Below are 15,556 nucleotides of genomic sequence, written 5' to 3'. Positions count from 1 at the left end.
AACGCAATCGATCGTTTTGATTGCGTAATCAATCGTAAAACGATACATTTCGGTTGTTCCGCGAGAAGGGTCGTCACATGGCGAAGGCAACAATCTGGGCACTGCGCGTCGTGATCGCGCTGGCGCTGGCGGGGTCTGTGGTCGTGCAGACGTTCATCGTCCCGGCGATCTGGCGCGACCTCGAGGGCGAGCTCCTGTGGGCGCGCATCGTCTTCGTGACGCTGATCGTGCTGGGGGTGGTGACGATGCAGGTTTTCGCCGTCTGCGTGTGGCAGCTGCTCACCAAGGTCCGCAAGGGATCGGTCTTCTCTGAGTCGTCGTTCCGGTACGTCGACGTGATCATCTGGGCCATCCTGGCGGCCGCTGTGCTGGCGTTCGCGATGGCGGTGCTCCTCGCACTGGGCACGACCGCACCGGGCATCGTCGGACTGGTCTGCGGGGCGTCGCTGGTGCTCGGGGGCATGGCGCTACTGGTCGTCGTGATGAAGAACCTGCTCAGGCAGGCGATCGACCGCGAAGCCGAAGCCAGCGCGCTGCGCACCGAGCTGGATGAGATGATCTGATGCCCATCGTCGTCGATATCGATGTGATGCTCGCCCGTCGCAAGATGGCCGTCGGCACCCTCGCCGATCGCGTCGGGATCACCCCGGCGAACCTGGCGTCCCTCAAGAACGGCCGCGCCAGGGGTGTGCGCTTCGCCACGCTCGACGCGCTCTGCGAGGCTCTGGAGTGCCAGCCCGGCGACCTGCTCCGCTGGGAGCCGGCGCCGGCGTCCGCGGAGGGCGATGGCGCGGATCCTGACGGGACGAGCGCGTGATCGCCGTCCGCGGGCTCTCGAAGAGCTACCACGGGGTGCGCGCCGTGGACGACCTCACCTTCGAGGTGACGCCCGGACGGGTCACAGGCTTCCTCGGCCCGAACGGCGCAGGCAAGTCGACCACGATGCGTCTCATCATGGGGCTGGACCGCGCCACCGCGGGATCCGCCACGGTCGGCGGCAGGAACTATGCCGACTTCGAAGAGCCGCTGCGCGAGGCCGGGGCGCTCCTGGACGCTCAGGCCATGCACCCGGGTCGCACGGGCGTCAGCCACCTGCGCATCGGAGCCCGCACGAACGGGCTGCCGATGAGCCGGGTCGATGCCGTGATCGAACAGGTCGGGCTCGGTGACGCCGCACGTCGCCGGATCAAGGGGTACTCGCTCGGCATGCGGCAACGTCTCGGCATCGCTGCGGCGATGCTGGGCGACCCGCCGGTGCTGATCTTCGACGAACCGGTCAACGGCCTCGACGTCGACGGCGTCCGCTGGATCCGCTCGCTGCTGCGCCGGCTCGCGGACGAGGACCGGACCGTGTTCGTGTCGACCCACCTGATGAGCGAGCTGCAGCTGATCGCCGACCACGTCGTGATCATCGGCCGCGGCCGGCTGCTCGCCGACGCCCCCGTGGAGGATCTGGTCGCGCATGACGAGACGCTGGAAGAGGCCTACCTGCGCCTCACCGGCGAATCCGTCGAATACCGCGGTTCCGACGCGGAGGAGACGACATCGTGACCGCGACGGCGACACTGACGCGAAACTCGCGCGCGGAATGGAGCCGGCTCTGGTCGGTCCGCTCGAGCCGGCTGTTCGCTGCCGCTACCGCCGCAGGGGTGCTCGGCATCAGCGCCCTCGCTGCGTCGCAGTCGGCCGCCTCCGCTCCGGCCGGCGGATCCCCCTGGCAGCTGGCCGGCATGATCGGGCTGCCCGGCCTCTTCGGCGTGCTGGTGCTCGTCACCGTCGCGGCCACCGCAGACCACGCGACGGGCAACATCATCCCCACCCTGCAGTGGACGCCGCGGCGAACGGTCCTGTTCGCCGTCCGCACCGCGGTGCTCACGACCACCGCCACGCTGCTCGGGATCGGGCTTCTGGTGGCATCGAGCACCACCATCTGGCTGTTCGCGCCTCAGCTGACGTACTTCTCCCGATCCGCGGCGGAGAAGGTCGGCTCGGTCGCCCTGGTCTTCGCCGCGACAGCGCTGCTCGCGATCGGCCTCGGGCTCGCCGTCCGGAACACCGCCGCCGCGCTCGTGTGCGTGTTCGCCCTGGTGCTGATCCTCCCGCTGTTCCTGCAGATCCTTCCGTTCGAGTGGGTCACCCGGCTGATCGAAGTGCTCCCCGGGTCGGCCGCGCTGTTCTTCTTCCTCGGCGAGGGCCCGGGCGAAGCCACGATGACCGCGGCGGGCTCGACGATGATCCTGCTGTCCTGGGCCATCGCCGCCCTCATCGCGGGCGGGTGGCGGCTTCTGCGCAGTGATGCCGACCGGTGAGGACCGCGTGCAGCGGGAACCCGTCCTCCGTCACGTCTGAGGAAGCAGGGCTCGCGATTCGGTGTCGTTCGGACGGATCTGCAGCTTTCGGCCCTCCCCGGCTCGGAACATGCGCAGCGCTGTCGCGTAGTCATCCAATGTGAACGAGTGGCTGATCATCGCACGCGCGTTGAGCGCGCCGCTCTCGAAGAGCTCGACGGCGCGGCCGAAGGAGTTGTGGACAGCCATGGTGCCGACGATCGTGATCTCATCGCGATAGACGCGGAACGGCGAGAACTGCGCGGTGCGGTCGGCGGGAGCCACCCCGAAGTCCTGGAAGAACCCGGCCGGCTTCACGCGCGTGAGAGCATCTTCGATCGCGCCGATGTTCCCTGTGCAGTCGATGACCACGTCCCACTTGTCTCGCTCGGCGTCGTCCGCGGAGGTGTGCCGGTAGGGGATACCGCATTCCTCGGCCGTGCGCAGCCTTTCCTCGTTCACGTCCACGATGGTGACTGAAGCGGCCCCGGCGCGAGGCGCGAGCTGCGCCATCATGAGCCCCATGGTCCCCGCCCCGTAGACGAGGACGTGGTCACCCAGGCGACGCGGGAGCACATCCCAGCCGCGAATGGCGCATGCCAGCGGCTCGATCAGAGCAGCCTCGAAGAGGTTCGTGGTGGGCCTCAACCGGAACACGTTCTTCGCCGGCGCGGTGAAGAACTGCTGGGTCGCACCGTCCGTCGCCACGACTCCGAGTCCGTCCCAGTTGCGGCACAGATTCTGGTGGCCGTTCTGGCAGAACTCGCACTCTCCGCAGGTGTTGCTCGGATTCACCGCGACGTGGTCGCCCACACGGAAGTCGAACGCCCCCGCATTGACGTCCTCGCCGAGCGCTCGGATGACTCCAGTGACCTCATGACCGGGCACCAGGGGGAACACCGTTCCTTCGAACTCGCCGTCGAGGACGTGCGTGTCGGTTCCGCAGATCCCGGCAGCCGCTGTCTCGATCAGGATCTCTTTGGGCCCCGGCTCGGGCACCGGGCGCTCCTCGATCGAGAAGTCTCCGACATGGGTGAACACGATGGATCGCATGGACCGTCCTTCGATTGGTTGCAGGCTCGGAGCTCAGCGCGTGCGAGAGGGCGAAGGCGTCATCTCGGTCGCCTCCGCTGAACTCGGTGATTCGGTCGGCGTCGTCCCCTCACGCTCCCGGTCGCGGAGTTCACCGGTGATCTCCGCGAACCGCGCATCGGTGAGCGGGTAGAAGCAGACGAGGACGATCGCGAGCAGGACGAGGACTGCCGGAACGCCGGCGAAGGAGGCGCGGATGCCCGCCAGCGCCGACTCCGGCTGAACCGCCTGTCCGGCGACGTATCCTCCGCCCGCGAGGACGAAGGCACCGAGGGCGACGCCGAGCGACGCCGCCCACTTCGTCACGAAGGCGAATACGGCGAAGGCTGTGCCCTCAGCCCGGACGCCGGTGCGCCACTGCCCGTACTCCACCGTGTCGGCCTGCATCGAGAAGCACATCACCACGATCAGGCCGAGTCCCCCGTTGAACAATCCGATCCCTGCGAAGCCCACCACCGCGGTGTTCACGAACAGAAGGATGATGGTGCCGGAGAGCGAGGTGAGCGCGGCGATGAACAGGGTCCGTCGCTTGCCTATGCGGCGCACGAGCCACGGGGCGAGCAGTGCAGCGGTCACCGTCAGCGCGAACGAGATGACCGACACCACGGGCGCGAGCGCCAGCGCGTCCAGGACGTCGCGCATGTAGTAGACCATCGCGCCGTTGAACACGGCCGCCGCCGAGAAGCACAGGAACGCGGTGACGGAGATGACGAAGAGCGGGCGATTGGTCCGCAGCATCCGCAATCCATCACGCATGGAGACCGACTCGGTGGGACGGGAGACCCGCTCGCGAGTACCCAGAGCGGCCGTGAACACGAGAATCGTGCCGACCACTCCGAGCACCAGCACCGTCACAGTGAAGAGGGTGCGAAGGTCGCGATCGGGGGTGAGCATCGGAAGCACGAGAGCAACGATGAGGGTCTGTACACCCAGCAGGGTGACCGAGCGTGCGCTGGCGAGTTTGGTGCGGTCGGCGGGCCGCTGAGTCATCGACGCGCCGATCGATCCGAGCGGGATGTCGAGGCAGCTGTAGAGGACGCCGAACATGGAGTAGGCGACGACCGCCCACGCCACCGTCGCGACCGGTCCCAGCTGCGGGATGGAGAACAGGGCGACTGTCGTGATGAGGATCGGGATCGGGATCAGGAGCAGCCACCTGCGGAACTTCCCGAATCGCCCCGGCTTCCAGCGGTCGATGAGAAGACCGAGCGGGATGTCGACGACCGCGTCGAGCCCTCGCATCAGCAGCAGGATCACGCCCGCGGTGGCGGCGGGGATGCCCGCGACATCCGTGAAGTAGAACAGGAGGATCGACGCGGTCGGGATCATGAAGAAGGCCACGCCGGCCGTACCCGCTCCGAACGCGGCGAGCGAGCGCAGCCGCAGCGGTGGAAGCGTCGTCACGGCTTCGGTTGCCGCCCGTTGGGTCATGTTCTCTCCTTCGAGGCCCACGAAGGAGAGCGCAGCACGCTCGGCCTTCTCGGGTCCGTCAATTATCTACACGTGTTGATGAAATGGCAAGACATCTGTCGAGCCGAAGATCGGCGCCCCGCGACGCCGATGATCTCAGCCCTGCCCAGGCGCCCATCGTGAGCCGTACAGAGCCGACTGGGCCAGCCGAAGTGCGCGTATCGAGTCATGCTCGGCCTGAGCCGTCGCGAGCGCCTCGACGTCGAGCCGTCCGAGAGCCGTGTCGACGAGCTTCAGGAAGTCGATGGCCGCATCGGCGGCCGCCACGCTGTCCTCGCGGAACGGGAACTGATCGAGCTGCCAGACCCCGTCCCAGGCGTTCCGCTCCAGGGTGTGGAAGAACTCGAAGATCTCGATGGGATGGATGCTTCCCGCGATCATGTCGTCGTCCCAGCCGCGAAGGTTGTCGTTCACATCGATTCCGAACAGCCTCCCGTGATCGATGGCGAGCTGCGCGGCATCCGCTGGAGACTCGCCGCCGAACAGCGAATGCCCGAAGTCCAGCAGGATGCCGACGTTGGGCAGCCCGATGCGCTCGATCCCGAGCAGCGTGCGCGCGACCGAGTCGAAGCTCATGTGCACGCGCGGTTCACGAGGCTTGTACTCGATGACGAACCTGAGGTCGGGGTTCTCGGCCGCCAGCGCCCCGACGCCGTCCAGGGACGCCTTCCACAGCGCCCGGTGGTCGACCTGGAAGGGGTAGTCCCAGCCGTCCTGACCCGGCCACAGCTTGACGTACTCGGCACCGAACCGGCGGGCCACGCCGGCGGCCTCGGTGACCAGTTCATGGGCCCGTCTCCGGACTCCCGGATCGGGGTTGGTGAACGCCCCCTTCGCGAAGGTGCGCGTGTAGATCTCCGGCGTTATGCCGATGACGTCGAGCGCATTGCGCCGGAGCGCGTCTTCGATCTGCGCATCGGTGAACGATCCGCCGAAGAACGGGTAGTTGAGGTCCACGACGGAGAGATCGCGCACTCGTCCGGCGAGCTCGATGGCATCCAGGATCGAGCGGGGCTCGCCGTATCCGTCGGTGGCGTATCGGTCGACGTAGGTGGCGAAGTGCCATATCCCTGCGCCGAATCGTCTATCGGTGGCCATCGGTCTCCTTCGTGTCGTCGCGTCGGTGAGGGGTCGTCACCAGATCACGTGCCCGCCGTCGACCAGGAGGTCGACGCCCGTGATGTACCCCGCGGCGCTGCTCAGAAGGAATGCCACCGGTCCGGCGATGTCCTCCGGGTGCGCATTGCGCCCCATCGGCGTGTCCGCCGCGTAGCCGGCCATCGCGGATGCCTGCTCGGGGCGCTGCGTCATGGGCGTGTACGTGTACCCGGGGCTCACGCTGTTGACCCGCACGCCGTGAGGCGCCCACTCCCACGCGAGGCTGCGTCCGAGATGGACGACTCCGGCCTTGGCGGTGTTGTAGTGCGCCTGGTGGAGTCCCCTGTTGGCGATGGTCGCCGACATCGACGCGATGTTCACGATGGCGCCCCCGCCGTTGCGGATGATCGCGCGGGCTTCGGCCTGCGCCGAGAAGAAGACGCCCGTGAGATCGATGTCGATGACTCTGCGCCACTGCTCGGCCGACATCTCCTCTGCCGGCGCGGCACCGGCGATCCCGGCCGCATTCACCGCGAGCGAGAGTGGACCCAGGGCGCGTTCGACGGCCTCTACGGCACGCTCGAGCTGGACCGGATCAGTGACATCCGCGGTCACCGGCGTCGCCCTGCCGCCCGCCTCACGGATCAGCTCGGCGGTGGCGGCGGCCCCCTCCGCCGTCACGTCGATGCAGCCCACCGCGGCATGCGAGCGCGCCAGCTCGAGCGCGATGGCGCGCCCGATGCCGCTGCCGGCGCCGGTGACGATCGCGACCTGCCCGTGGAAGGCGAAGTCGATCGCCGTGCGGGCGTTTCGTTCGTCGTTCATGTGCTCTGCTCCTCACATCCGCAGCTGCGTCGCAGGACGAGCGCGTTCTCGAGCGCTCGGTGGATGACCTCACTCGGGTTGTCGATGAGGTGGTTGACCGCTTGCTCCCCCATGGCGGAGATCGGCTGGGCGACCGTGCTCAAGGGTGGGACGGCGAACTCGCCAGCGGTGGTGCCGTCGATCGCGACCACCGCGATGTCGTCCGGCACGCGGAGGCCGGCCCGATCGAGCCCGCGCAGAAGCCCCAGGGCCTGGATGTCGGACGACACGAGGACCGCGGTCGGTCGTTGCGGCCGTGCGACGATGGATCGGGCGGCGGCGTAGCCGCCCTCGAAGCTGAACGACGCCCGGTCCGCACCGGAGTCGTCGAGATCCGCCTCACACAGCGCCCGCCGCCAGCCGTCTTCGCGAGCATCCGAAACGCCCGTGTCAGGACCGCCGACGAAGGCGATCGCCCGGTGCCCGTGTGCGATCAGATGAGCGGTCCCCGCGTGAGCGCCGCGTTCGTTGTCGGCACGGATCGTCGACACGGGCGCCTCGTCGGGAGAGCGGTCCAGTGCGACGACCGGGATGGCGAGGTCGGTCAGGTCGGAAAGATCATGTTCCTTCGTCGCCGACACCAGGATGAGCCCGTCGATCCGGCGCTCCGCCAGCGATGCGATGTACGTCCGCTCCCGTTCGACGTCGTCTGCGCTGTTGCAGACCATCACCGCGTATCCACGCGCGTACGCCGCGTCTTCGATGGAGCGGGCGAGTTCGGCGAAGAACGGGTTCGAAGCATCGGGGACGACGAGTCCGACGGTCTTCGTCCGCCCCATCCGGAGCGAGCGGGCCAATCCGTCCGGCCGATAACCCAGCAGCTTGACGGCCTCCAGGACCCGTCGCCGCGCGGCATCCGAGACGGGACGGGGACCATCGTTCAACACGTACGAGACGACGGCGGGTGAGACGCCCGCCGAGCGGGCGACATCGTTGCGCGTGACGGCCACGGTGTTCCTTCCGCTGAGGGACGGGGCGATCGCCGCCCCGTCCCTCATGCTGGGCCGGCTCAGACGCGACGCAGCGTCTTGGCCAGCGTCTCGGCAGTGGGCGCGAAGGGGTGCTTCTCGACCTCGAACTTCGACTCGGTGGACTCGTTGCGCGGAATGCCGAGAGCGTCGAACAGGTAACCGCGGGCGATCTTGTCCTGCTCGGACTCCTGGATGGCGTACTTCAGGACACCGTCGATGATGTCCTCGGGGACCACGATCGCACCGTCACCGTCGGCGACGATGAGGTCGCCGGGGTTGATCAGCTGCCCGCCGATCTCGACCGGCATGCTGTGGCCGCCCCACTCGACCCGGCCCTGGTACATCGGCTGGACGATCCACCGCGACCAGACCGGCAGGTGCTTGGACTCGAGCGTCTCGTCGGTGTCGCGAGCGCCACCGTTGGTGAGGCAGCCCTTCGCCCCGAGCGCGGCCCAGATCATCGAGTCCATCGAGCCGACGGCCGGCGTCTGGGTGTTGCACGTGTCGACCACCAGGAACGTGGTGTCGTCGATGAGGTCGGCCATGTCGTTGGCGAAGACCTTGCCGTACCAGTACTCGTAGGCGTACTCGGTGTACTGCTCGGGGGTCATCGTCGGCACGACCTGCTGCGTCGGGATATGGCGCATGGTGTGCGCGAACCCTGCCGCCTTCGTGCGCCACAGCGGGCGGATCTCGGGCGAGACCGTTCCGAAGTGGTGGCGCCCCATCCAGTCCATCCCGTCGCGGATGTCGGTCACCCGCAGGTTCTTGACGATCTCGAGGACTTCCTTCTTCCGCTCAGCGGAGAGAGCCATGATGTGTAACCTTTCGTTGTTGATGGTGTCCGCGTCGGCGACGCGGGCGGGTGCGCAGGAGCTAGCGGGCTCCGTCGTGCCGGCCGCCCACGAGGCTCTGCGCCTCGCGGGTGGCCGCTTCCATGTCGGCGAGCTGCGCGACGCGCCGCCGGAAGTCTGGGTCGGTGCTGAACCGGGCGTCGAGGTAGGCCGTGATGACGTCCTCGGCGATCTTGCGTCCGACGATCCAGGCGCCCAGGCACGCGACGTTGACGTCGTCGTGCTCGACCCCCTGACGGGCGACGTACGTGTCGTGGATGACGGCCGCCCGGATTCCGGGCACCTTGTTGGCGGCGATCGCCGCCCCCACGCCGGTGCCGCAGACGAGGATGCCGCGGTCGGCCTCACCAGATGCGACGAGGGACGTGACCCGCTGCGTCATCACCGGGAAGTCCACCGGCTCGTCGTTCTGGGTGCCGACGTCGATCACCTCGTGACCGGACGCCTCGAGGAAGTCCTTCACGAATGGCTTCAGCACGAAGCCGGCGTGGTCATTGGAGAGTGCGATGCGCATGTCAGCCTTTCAGTCCGGAGGTGGCGATGCCCTCGACGAGCAGCCGCTGGAAGGCGATGAAGATGCCCAGCACCGGGAGGAGCGAGACGATGCTCATCGCGAACAGCGCGCCGAAGGCGGAGTACGAGGTGGCGTCGATGAACGACCGCAGCGCCAGCGGGACCGTGTAGAGCTCCGTGTCGGTGAGGTAGATCAGCGGGGTGAAGAAGTCGTTCCAGCTGTAGATGAAGGTGAAGATCGCCGTCGTCGCCAGTGCCGGCTTCGACAGGGGCAGGATGACCCTGAAGAAGATGCCGACGTGCCCGCAGCCGTCGATCCGCGCCGCTTCGTCGAGCTCCCGGGGAATGGCCCGGAAGAACTGCACGAGCAGGAAGATGAAGAACGCGTCGGTGGCGAGGATCTTCGGCACCACGAACGGCAGGTACGTGTTGATCCAGTCGAACTCGCGGAACAGGATGTACTGCGGGATCAGGATCACGTGATGGGGCAGCATCAGGGTGGCCAGCATGACCGCGAACCAGATCTTCTTGAACTTGAAATCGATCCGGGCGAAGGCGTAGGCGGTGAGCGAGCAGGCGATGAGGTTCGCGAGCACGCAGAGCCCCGACACCAGCAGGGAGTTCAGGATGAAGCGCCAGAACGGTGTTCCTGCGACCCCGGCGAAGCCCTGCTCGTAGCCTTCGAGCGTGAAGTATTCGCCCGGCCAGAACCCGGGATCGTTGATCTGCGAGTCGTCGCGGAACGACGCGCCGAGCATCCACAGCAGCGGGTAGAACATGACCGACGCCATGGCGATGAGCATCAGGTGACGGTAGAACTGCCGCTTGCCGATCGGGCGTGGCCGGTCGCCCCGGCGTCCGCGCTTGTGCAGCGGCGGGACGACGACCGCCTCGGTCTCGGTGATGGTGGTCATCTCACTCGTCTCCGTAATAGACGACGCGGCGGCTGAGGACGAACAGCAGCGCGGCGACGGCCCCGCTGATGATCAGCAGCACCCATCCGAGCGCCGATGCGTAGCCCATGTCGAAGTCGACGAAGCCTCGCTGGTAGAGGTACAGCGTGTAGAAGAGGGTCGAGTCGGCCGGTCCTCCGGTGCCGTTCGAGACGACGTAGGCCGAGTTGAACGCCTGGAATGCCGCGACGACGTTCATCAGTACGTTGAAGAAGATCACCGGGCTGAGCATCGGCAGCGTGATCGACACGAACTGCCGCCACGTGGTGGCGCCGTCGACCCGTGCGGCCTCGTAGAGCTCCGTGGGGATGTTCTTCAGCCCCGCGAGATAGATGATCATCGCGGCGCCGAACTGCCAGATGTTGAGGATGATCAGCGTGCTGAGGGCGGTCGAGGGCGTGCCGATCCACGAGTAGCTCGTCTCGATCCCGATGACGGCGAGCACGTTGTTCAGCAGCCCGTCGCTCTCGAAGATGAACCGCCAGAGGATCGCGATCGCGACACTTCCGCCGATGAGCGAGGGGACGTAGAAGACGGCGCGATAGATCGGAAGCCCGCGGATGCCGCGATTCAGCATCGTCGCGAGGAACAACGCGAAGATCTGCACCAGCGGGACCGACACCAGCAGGTAGATGAGCGTGACGCGCAGCGCCGCCCAGAACCTCGGGTCGGAGGTGAACATCCGCACGTAGTTCTCGATGCCGATCCACTCCGCGTCTCCGATCACCGCGTAGTCGGTGAAGGAGAGGTAGAGCGAGACGACGACGGGACCGCCGATGATGAAGACGAAGCCCAGCAGCCACGGCGTCATGAAGGCGTAGCCGGCGATGTTCTCGCGCCGGCGGCGCGCCCGGCCGCTGCGCGATGCAGTCGGCGCGGCAGCGACCGGGCGCTCGAGGGTGGTGGTCATGATCGGGTCCGTCAGTTCAGCGCGTCTTCGGCCGACGTGAAGAAGGCGTCGACAGCTGCATCGACCGTCATCTCGCCGAACGCCACCGACTGGTACAGGCGCAGCAGTTCATTGCTGATGGTGTTGAGTCCCGCCGGGTAACGAGACGTGGTGAGGTCGCCTGATTCCGTGAGCTCCCGCAGGATGGTGACGTTCTGCTTGACACCCTCAGGCGTCTCGGCGTCGTCGAGCAGGGCGTCCTGTGCGTCGGTGTTGGTGAGGATGCCGTTGTCGGACTGGAAAGCCAGAGCCGCGTCGACGTCGTTGGCGAAGAAGTCGATCCATGCGGCTGCGGTCGGCACGTTGTCACAGGCCTCCGGGATGGAGATGCCGTTCGAACCGAGGATGTTGGCCGACTGATCCGCATCCTCGCTGGGGATGGAGACCTGCTCGATGCTCGCGGGCTTGCCCGCACCCGCGAGCGCCTGCTCGGTGATGTAGATGTGCGGGATGTCGCGGGTCCCCGCCACGGCCGTGCCGACGGCCATGGGCGTGAGCTCGAGCGCGCCGTTCTGCTCGGGGATGGATGACGGAGGCAGGATCACACCCGCGTCGTTGAGATCGAGCCAGTACTGGAAGTAGTCCGCCAGCATCTCCTTGTCGAAGCCGAGTTCGTTGTCTTCGGTGAAGACCTCGCCTCCGTGGCCGATGACCCAAGACGAGAAGGTGAACATCAGTCCGCCCTCGTTCTCAGCGGCGTAGACGCCCGCGGGCAGGGTCGCCTGCACATCGGCCAGCCAGTCGGCGTACTCCTCCCACGTCATGTCGTTCGTCGGCGCGTCCACACCGGCGGTCGCGACCATGTCGGCGTTGTAGGCGAGGAGTCGTACGAAGGTGCCGGTGGGGATCATGAACTGCTCGCCATCGATCTGGCCCGCCGCGAGCACATCGTCGGGGATCCCGCTGACGTCGATCTGTCCGGACTCGATGAGGTCGTCGAGGGACCGCAGGACGCCGTTGTCGGCGTACTGCGCGAAGAACGTGCTCTGCGATCCGGTGGCGCAGGGCAGGTCGCCTCCCGCAGCCCGCACGGTGAGCCGCTCGATGTAGGCGTAGTAGTCGGCCACCTCACCCTCCACCGAGGCATCGGGGTACTCGGACTGGAACAGCTCGATCACGGCGTCGGCCTTCTCGGCGCGGGCAGGTGTGCCCCAGAATCCGTAGCCGATGCCGCCTTCGACCTCGCCCGATGCCTCGGACGAGGGACCTCCTCCACCGCACGCGGTCAGCGCGACGGCGCCGGCGGCCACAGCCGCGACGGCGGCGATGCGGGTGTACTTCTTCGTCATGTTGTGCTCCTCTTCGTTGAGATGCGATCTCGGGTCATGCGTTCGAGGGGATCGCGGGGGTTGTGATGCTTCAGGCGACCGCCTGGGCGGCCTCCGGGTCGCGCGGAGATTGCGCGCCCCGGCTTGAGACGGACAGCGCCGCGGCGGCCGTGGCGAGCTCCATCGCCGCGACGATGTCGTCGCGGCGGGCCAGTGCCGCCGCGAGCGTGCCCACGTAGACGTCGCCGGCACCTGTGGTGTCCACGACGTCCTCGACCGCGACCGCAGGGACATGCGCGGCGCGGCTGTGCGGCGAGGCGTACACGGAGCCGTGCTCACCGAGGGTGACCACGCAGCCGCATCCGACAGCCGCGACGACCTCTTCTGCAAGCTGGTGCTCGGGTACCTGCGAGCCCAGGAGCGCGCGTGCCTCCGACTCGTTGACGATGAGCAGGTCCACCTCGTCGAAGCTGGATCGCTGGAGCTCTGCGTACGGTGCGAGGTTGACCACGACAGTGGCTCCTTGACGAGCGCCTCCGCGGATGATCTGCTCGACGCGCGGGATCGGGATCTCGCACTGGACGACGACGACGTCCTGAGTGCCGATGCCGGCGAGCGCCTCTTCGACGGTGGACGCGGCGAGGTCGGCATTGGCGCCGGCCGCGACGACGATCTCGTTGCTTCCGTGAGAGTTCACCAGCACGATCGCGACGCCTGTCGCCTCCTGCCGACTGCGTGCAGTGCCCCGAGCGTCGATCCCGTGTTCGGCGAAGTTGGCGAGGATCGCCTCGCCCGCCTGGTCGGACCCGACTGAACCGACGAAGGCGACGGAGCCGCCTGCGCGGGCCGCAGCCACCGCCTGGTTGGCTCCCTTTCCGCCGAGTCCGACGGAGTACGAACGTGAGAGCACCGTCTCACCGGCCTGCGGGAACTCTTCGACCGCCAGGACGTGGTCGTTGTTCGCAGAGCCGAAAACGAACACCCGACCGGTGTTCTCAGCGCCGTTGCTCATGTCGTCTACTCCATTGTCAACTCGTGTAGACCAAGTATCTACACGAGTAGATAAGAATGCAAGCCCTGCGCGCGATTTCTTCTGAGGATGGGGCGGCTGGGTGCCGCCGTAGGATCACGTCATGGTCACCCGCAACGATGTCGCCCGCGCCGCAGGGGTGTCGAGTGCCGTCGTCTCCTACGTGCTCAACGACGGCCCGCGCCCCGTTTCGGCCGCAGCCCGGGCGCGTGTCCTGGCCGCGATCGACGAGTTGGGCTACCGGCGGAACAACATCGCGCGGTTCATGCGCACCCGCACCACGAACTCGATCGGGTTCGTGCTGCCCGAGATCGCCCTGGCGTATTTCTCCGTGATGACGCAGCGGATCACGGAGATCGCCTACGCGCGCGGTCTCAGCGTGATCGTCGCGACTTCCAACGGCGATGTCGACGTCGAGCGCGAGCACCTGACCGACCTCGCGAGCCGACAGGTGGACGGGGTTGTTCTCATGAGCGTCAACCCCGCGCAGGATCTCGCCTGGGCCGGCGATCTCGGGATGCCCGTGCTCGTGGTCGACCGCCCCGTCGTCGCGATCGAGAGCACCGTCGCCGCCGTGGAGCATCTCCTCGCCGTCGGCTGCCGCCGGCTGGCCAGACTGAGCGCCGACGAGGAAGCGCTGACGACGCGCCGCCGAGACAAGGGGTGGAACCAGGCGCTCGCCGCGCACGACACGGATCCCGCGCAGGCGCCCGTGGTCCGCGTTGCCGGGGCGGAGTCGGCGGCCTACGACGCCGCCCGCGAACTCCTGTCGACTCCGGATCGTCCCGACGGGGTCGTCGTGGACTCCCCCGTGCACGCCGCGCCCATCCTGCGCGCGGCCGCAGACCTCGGTCTCAGCATCCCCGATGATGTCGCTGTCGTGGCGCTCGAGTTCGGGCGCGCCGCCGAGTACACCGTTCCGCGCCTGACGTCGGTCGACTCTCCGCTCGAGGACATCGCGCTGCGGGCGGTGGAGATCATCACCGCCGCTTCACCCGACGAGCGTCTGCTGACCCTGGACGGGACCGACTTCACCCTCGTCGCGCGAGAGTCCACAGCCAGGAGTCGGTGAGCGTGGACGCGGTGGGGCGGATGTCTCCGTCCGTGCTTCTTCTCTCGCGGTCACCACAATCCCGGCTCACTCCCCTTCCGCGCCCTCGATAGAGTCCGTTGCATGGCATCGGATGTGACGCTGTACATCGGCCCGGAGACGGCCTACCGGAAGTTCCGCTTCGCGAGCGCGAGCGAGTGGGAACCCGTCCACTCTCAGATCATGGCGGCGATGGACGCCGGCAAGGGACTGATCGAGATCCCGTGGAAGGGTGACAACGTCGTCTTCGTCTACAGCCCGTACCTCATGGTCTCGTGGGTGGAGAAGCCCGCCGAATAGCCGGGCTGAACCGGTATTCGCCGCCGGCAAAGTCGAGACCCTGATCCAGCGGCCGGAGCTCGTGCGCCTCCCGAGGATCCGCCGCCGGATCAGGCGCGCGCTGGCCGGGTCACCACTCCTGGTCGGCGTCCGACCACTCCGCCGGGACGCCGGGCTTGTGGGTGCCGAACGTCCACTCGTATCCCTCCGGATCGCGCACCCGGCAGCGGTGGTTTCCCCACTCGGTGTCGGTCGGCTCGATGACCGCGACCGCACCGGCCGCGATCGCGGAGTCGAAGATCCGGTCGACCTCATCGGCTGAGGCGAGAGTGAAGGCCACGCCGAATCCGACGGAATCGCCCCGCGGCTCGGGGCGGACGTACCCGGCGCGATCGGAGAAGACTGTGAACGCCGCGTCGCCGAGGCGCATCTCGGCATGCTGGATGCCACCGTCGTCGTCGGGCCATTCCATCGTCGTGGTGAGACCGAACGCCTGCTCCAGCCAGCGAAGCGCGGCGGGCGCGTCGCGGTACGGAATCTGCACGTACAGCGAGGCGGGCTGCGCCTGTTCGTTCATGAAAGCTCCTCGTCCAGTGGGCTGAGCGACCACGCACATCTTCTCGCGCGAGCACCGATGGCAGAAGGGACGCGCGGAACGGGCGTCCTCCGCTCGAGAAGCGCGGACTCAGCCGATCCCGTCGGAGCCGTCCGAGGAAGCGGGGGCGATCTCGAGATCGAGGCACCCGTTGCCGGCCGCCGAAAAGGTCGTCGCGACCGCGGTGCACCCGCCGCTACGGT

18 protein-coding genes are annotated in these 15,556 nt (G+C 67.5%); 6 read left to right on the top strand and 12 right to left on the bottom strand.

Translation table 11 applies throughout. The features are described 5' to 3' along the window. Positions 1 to 77: 77 nt before the first annotated feature. From IM767_RS06085 to IM767_RS06070, 4 genes are read left to right on the top strand one after another with little or no spacing between them, the layout of a single operon-like run. Positions 78 to 563 (top strand): DUF2975 domain-containing protein, encoded by a 486-nt coding sequence (locus IM767_RS06085; protein ID WP_109212132.1) that lies wholly within the window; start codon positions 78 to 80, stop codon positions 561 to 563. After that, the gene (locus tag IM767_RS06080; RefSeq protein ID WP_109212133.1) at positions 563 to 817 is read left to right on the top strand and encodes a helix-turn-helix domain-containing protein; all 255 of its coding nucleotides are present in this window, start codon (positions 563 to 565) and stop codon (positions 815 to 817) included. Before IM767_RS06085 ends, IM767_RS06080 begins: the two co-directional genes overlap by 1 nt. Continuing rightward, positions 814 to 1,551: an ATP-binding cassette domain-containing protein gene (locus IM767_RS06075; RefSeq protein WP_109212134.1), complete on the top strand. Its 738-nt coding sequence runs from the start codon at positions 814 to 816 to the stop codon at positions 1,549 to 1,551. The genes IM767_RS06080 and IM767_RS06075 overlap by 4 nt, the downstream gene beginning before the upstream one ends. Then, positions 1,548 to 2,309 (top strand): hypothetical protein, encoded by a 762-nt coding sequence (locus IM767_RS06070; protein WP_109212135.1) that lies wholly within the window; start codon positions 1,548 to 1,550, stop codon positions 2,307 to 2,309. The genes IM767_RS06075 and IM767_RS06070 overlap by 4 nt, the downstream gene beginning before the upstream one ends. Positions 2,310 to 2,339: 30 nt before the next feature. Here the strand turns inward: IM767_RS06070 and IM767_RS06065 are convergent, their stop codons facing one another. The 11 genes from IM767_RS06065 to IM767_RS06015 all read right to left on the bottom strand — a co-directional run bounded on the left by IM767_RS06065 (position 2,340) and on the right by IM767_RS06015 (position 13,371). Next, complete coding sequence (locus tag IM767_RS06065; protein ID WP_109212136.1) at positions 2,340 to 3,380, bottom strand: zinc-dependent alcohol dehydrogenase family protein; 1,041 nt, start codon at positions 3,378 to 3,380, stop codon at positions 2,340 to 2,342. Between the two features lie 33 nt (positions 3,381 to 3,413). Next, on the bottom strand, positions 3,414 to 4,850 hold the full coding sequence (locus IM767_RS06060) for a glycoside-pentoside-hexuronide (GPH):cation symporter (RefSeq protein ID WP_109212137.1): 1,437 nt from the start codon (positions 4,848 to 4,850) through the stop codon (positions 3,414 to 3,416). A 135-nt stretch (positions 4,851 to 4,985) separates the two neighbouring features. Next, a complete protein-coding gene (locus tag IM767_RS06055) occupies positions 4,986 to 5,987 on the bottom strand; it encodes a sugar phosphate isomerase/epimerase family protein (protein WP_109212138.1) in 1,002 nt (333 codons plus the stop codon). A 36-nt stretch (positions 5,988 to 6,023) separates the two neighbouring features. Further along, complete coding sequence (locus IM767_RS06050; RefSeq protein ID WP_109212139.1) at positions 6,024 to 6,812, bottom strand: SDR family oxidoreductase; 789 nt, start codon at positions 6,810 to 6,812, stop codon at positions 6,024 to 6,026. After that, positions 6,809 to 7,801 (bottom strand): LacI family DNA-binding transcriptional regulator, encoded by a 993-nt coding sequence (locus IM767_RS06045; protein WP_162564405.1) that lies wholly within the window; start codon positions 7,799 to 7,801, stop codon positions 6,809 to 6,811. Before IM767_RS06045 ends, IM767_RS06050 begins: the two co-directional genes overlap by 4 nt. A gap of 59 nt (positions 7,802 to 7,860) precedes the next feature. After that, the gene (locus IM767_RS06040) at positions 7,861 to 8,637 is read right to left on the bottom strand and encodes an RraA family protein (RefSeq protein ID WP_109212141.1); all 777 of its coding nucleotides are present in this window, start codon (positions 8,635 to 8,637) and stop codon (positions 7,861 to 7,863) included. A 61-nt stretch (positions 8,638 to 8,698) separates the two neighbouring features. Then, positions 8,699 to 9,190 carry a ribose 5-phosphate isomerase B gene (rpiB, locus tag IM767_RS06035; protein ID WP_109212142.1) on the bottom strand — a complete coding sequence of 164 codons (492 nt, stop codon included), beginning with the start codon at positions 9,188 to 9,190 and terminating at the stop codon, positions 8,699 to 8,701. A 1-nt stretch (position 9,191) separates the two neighbouring features. Beyond that, positions 9,192 to 10,103 carry a carbohydrate ABC transporter permease gene (locus IM767_RS06030; protein WP_109212143.1) on the bottom strand — a complete coding sequence of 304 codons (912 nt, stop codon included), beginning with the start codon at positions 10,101 to 10,103 and terminating at the stop codon, positions 9,192 to 9,194. A 1-nt stretch (position 10,104) separates the two neighbouring features. Further along, positions 10,105 to 11,052, bottom strand: a complete 948-nt coding sequence (locus IM767_RS06025) for a carbohydrate ABC transporter permease (protein ID WP_109212144.1) — start codon at positions 11,050 to 11,052, stop codon at positions 10,105 to 10,107. 11 nt (positions 11,053 to 11,063) lie between these two features. Beyond that, positions 11,064 to 12,380 (bottom strand): ABC transporter substrate-binding protein, encoded by a 1,317-nt coding sequence (locus tag IM767_RS06020; protein ID WP_109212145.1) that lies wholly within the window; start codon positions 12,378 to 12,380, stop codon positions 11,064 to 11,066. Between the two features lie 70 nt (positions 12,381 to 12,450). Next, positions 12,451 to 13,371 (bottom strand): ribokinase, encoded by a 921-nt coding sequence (locus tag IM767_RS06015; protein WP_109212146.1) that lies wholly within the window; start codon positions 13,369 to 13,371, stop codon positions 12,451 to 12,453. A 121-nt stretch (positions 13,372 to 13,492) separates the two neighbouring features. Between IM767_RS06015 and IM767_RS06010 the strand changes: the two genes are divergently transcribed. Together IM767_RS06010 and IM767_RS06005 are read left to right on the top strand one after the other, a co-directional pair. Continuing rightward, a complete protein-coding gene (locus IM767_RS06010; RefSeq protein WP_109212147.1) occupies positions 13,493 to 14,461 on the top strand; it encodes a LacI family DNA-binding transcriptional regulator in 969 nt (322 codons plus the stop codon). A gap of 102 nt (positions 14,462 to 14,563) precedes the next feature. Beyond that, complete coding sequence (locus tag IM767_RS06005; protein ID WP_109212148.1) at positions 14,564 to 14,779, top strand: hypothetical protein; 216 nt, start codon at positions 14,564 to 14,566, stop codon at positions 14,777 to 14,779. A 109-nt stretch (positions 14,780 to 14,888) separates the two neighbouring features. Here IM767_RS06005 and IM767_RS06000 read toward each other — a convergent pair whose 3' ends face one another. Next, entirely contained in the window at positions 14,889 to 15,335 is a 447-nt protein-coding gene (locus IM767_RS06000) for a VOC family protein (protein WP_109212149.1), read from the bottom strand. Positions 15,336 to 15,556: the final 221 nt, after the last annotated feature.

Source organism: Microbacterium ureisolvens (assembly GCF_015278315.1).
Classification (GTDB): Bacteria; Actinomycetota; Actinomycetes; order Actinomycetales; family Microbacteriaceae; genus Microbacterium; species Microbacterium ureisolvens.
The sequence above is the reverse complement of the archived record's forward strand: the minus strand, read 5'-3'. Positions and strand labels throughout refer to the sequence as shown.

Coding starts and splice junctions, on each gene's coding strand:
- IM767_RS06055 (WP_109212138.1), bottom strand. CDS start 5,987: ATGGCCACCGATAGACGATTCGGCGCAGGGATATGGCACTTCGCCACC.
- IM767_RS06060 (WP_109212137.1), bottom strand. CDS start 4,850: ATGACCCAACGGGCGGCAACCGAAGCCGTGACGACGCTTCCACCGCTG.
- IM767_RS06020 (WP_109212145.1), bottom strand. CDS start 12,380: ATGACGAAGAAGTACACCCGCATCGCCGCCGTCGCGGCTGTGGCCGCC.
- IM767_RS06015 (WP_109212146.1), bottom strand. CDS start 13,371: ATGAGCAACGGCGCTGAGAACACCGGTCGGGTGTTCGTTTTCGGCTCT.
- IM767_RS06040 (WP_109212141.1), bottom strand. CDS start 8,637: ATGGCTCTCTCCGCTGAGCGGAAGAAGGAAGTCCTCGAGATCGTCAAG.
- IM767_RS06050 (WP_109212139.1), bottom strand. CDS start 6,812: ATGAACGACGAACGAAACGCCCGCACGGCGATCGACTTCGCCTTCCAC.
- IM767_RS06010 (WP_109212147.1), top strand. CDS start 13,493: ATGGTCACCCGCAACGATGTCGCCCGCGCCGCAGGGGTGTCGAGTGCC.
- rpiB (WP_109212142.1), bottom strand. CDS start 9,190: ATGCGCATCGCACTCTCCAATGACCACGCCGGCTTCGTGCTGAAGCCA.
- IM767_RS06000 (WP_109212149.1), bottom strand. CDS start 15,335: ATGAACGAACAGGCGCAGCCCGCCTCGCTGTACGTGCAGATTCCGTAC.
- IM767_RS06085 (WP_109212132.1), top strand. CDS start 78: ATGGCGAAGGCAACAATCTGGGCACTGCGCGTCGTGATCGCGCTGGCG.
- IM767_RS06080 (WP_109212133.1), top strand. CDS start 563: ATGCCCATCGTCGTCGATATCGATGTGATGCTCGCCCGTCGCAAGATG.
- IM767_RS06025 (WP_109212144.1), bottom strand. CDS start 11,052: ATGACCACCACCCTCGAGCGCCCGGTCGCTGCCGCGCCGACTGCATCG.
- IM767_RS06065 (WP_109212136.1), bottom strand. CDS start 3,380: ATGCGATCCATCGTGTTCACCCATGTCGGAGACTTCTCGATCGAGGAG.
- IM767_RS06005 (WP_109212148.1), top strand. CDS start 14,564: ATGGCATCGGATGTGACGCTGTACATCGGCCCGGAGACGGCCTACCGG.
- IM767_RS06030 (WP_109212143.1), bottom strand. CDS start 10,103: ATGACCACCATCACCGAGACCGAGGCGGTCGTCGTCCCGCCGCTGCAC.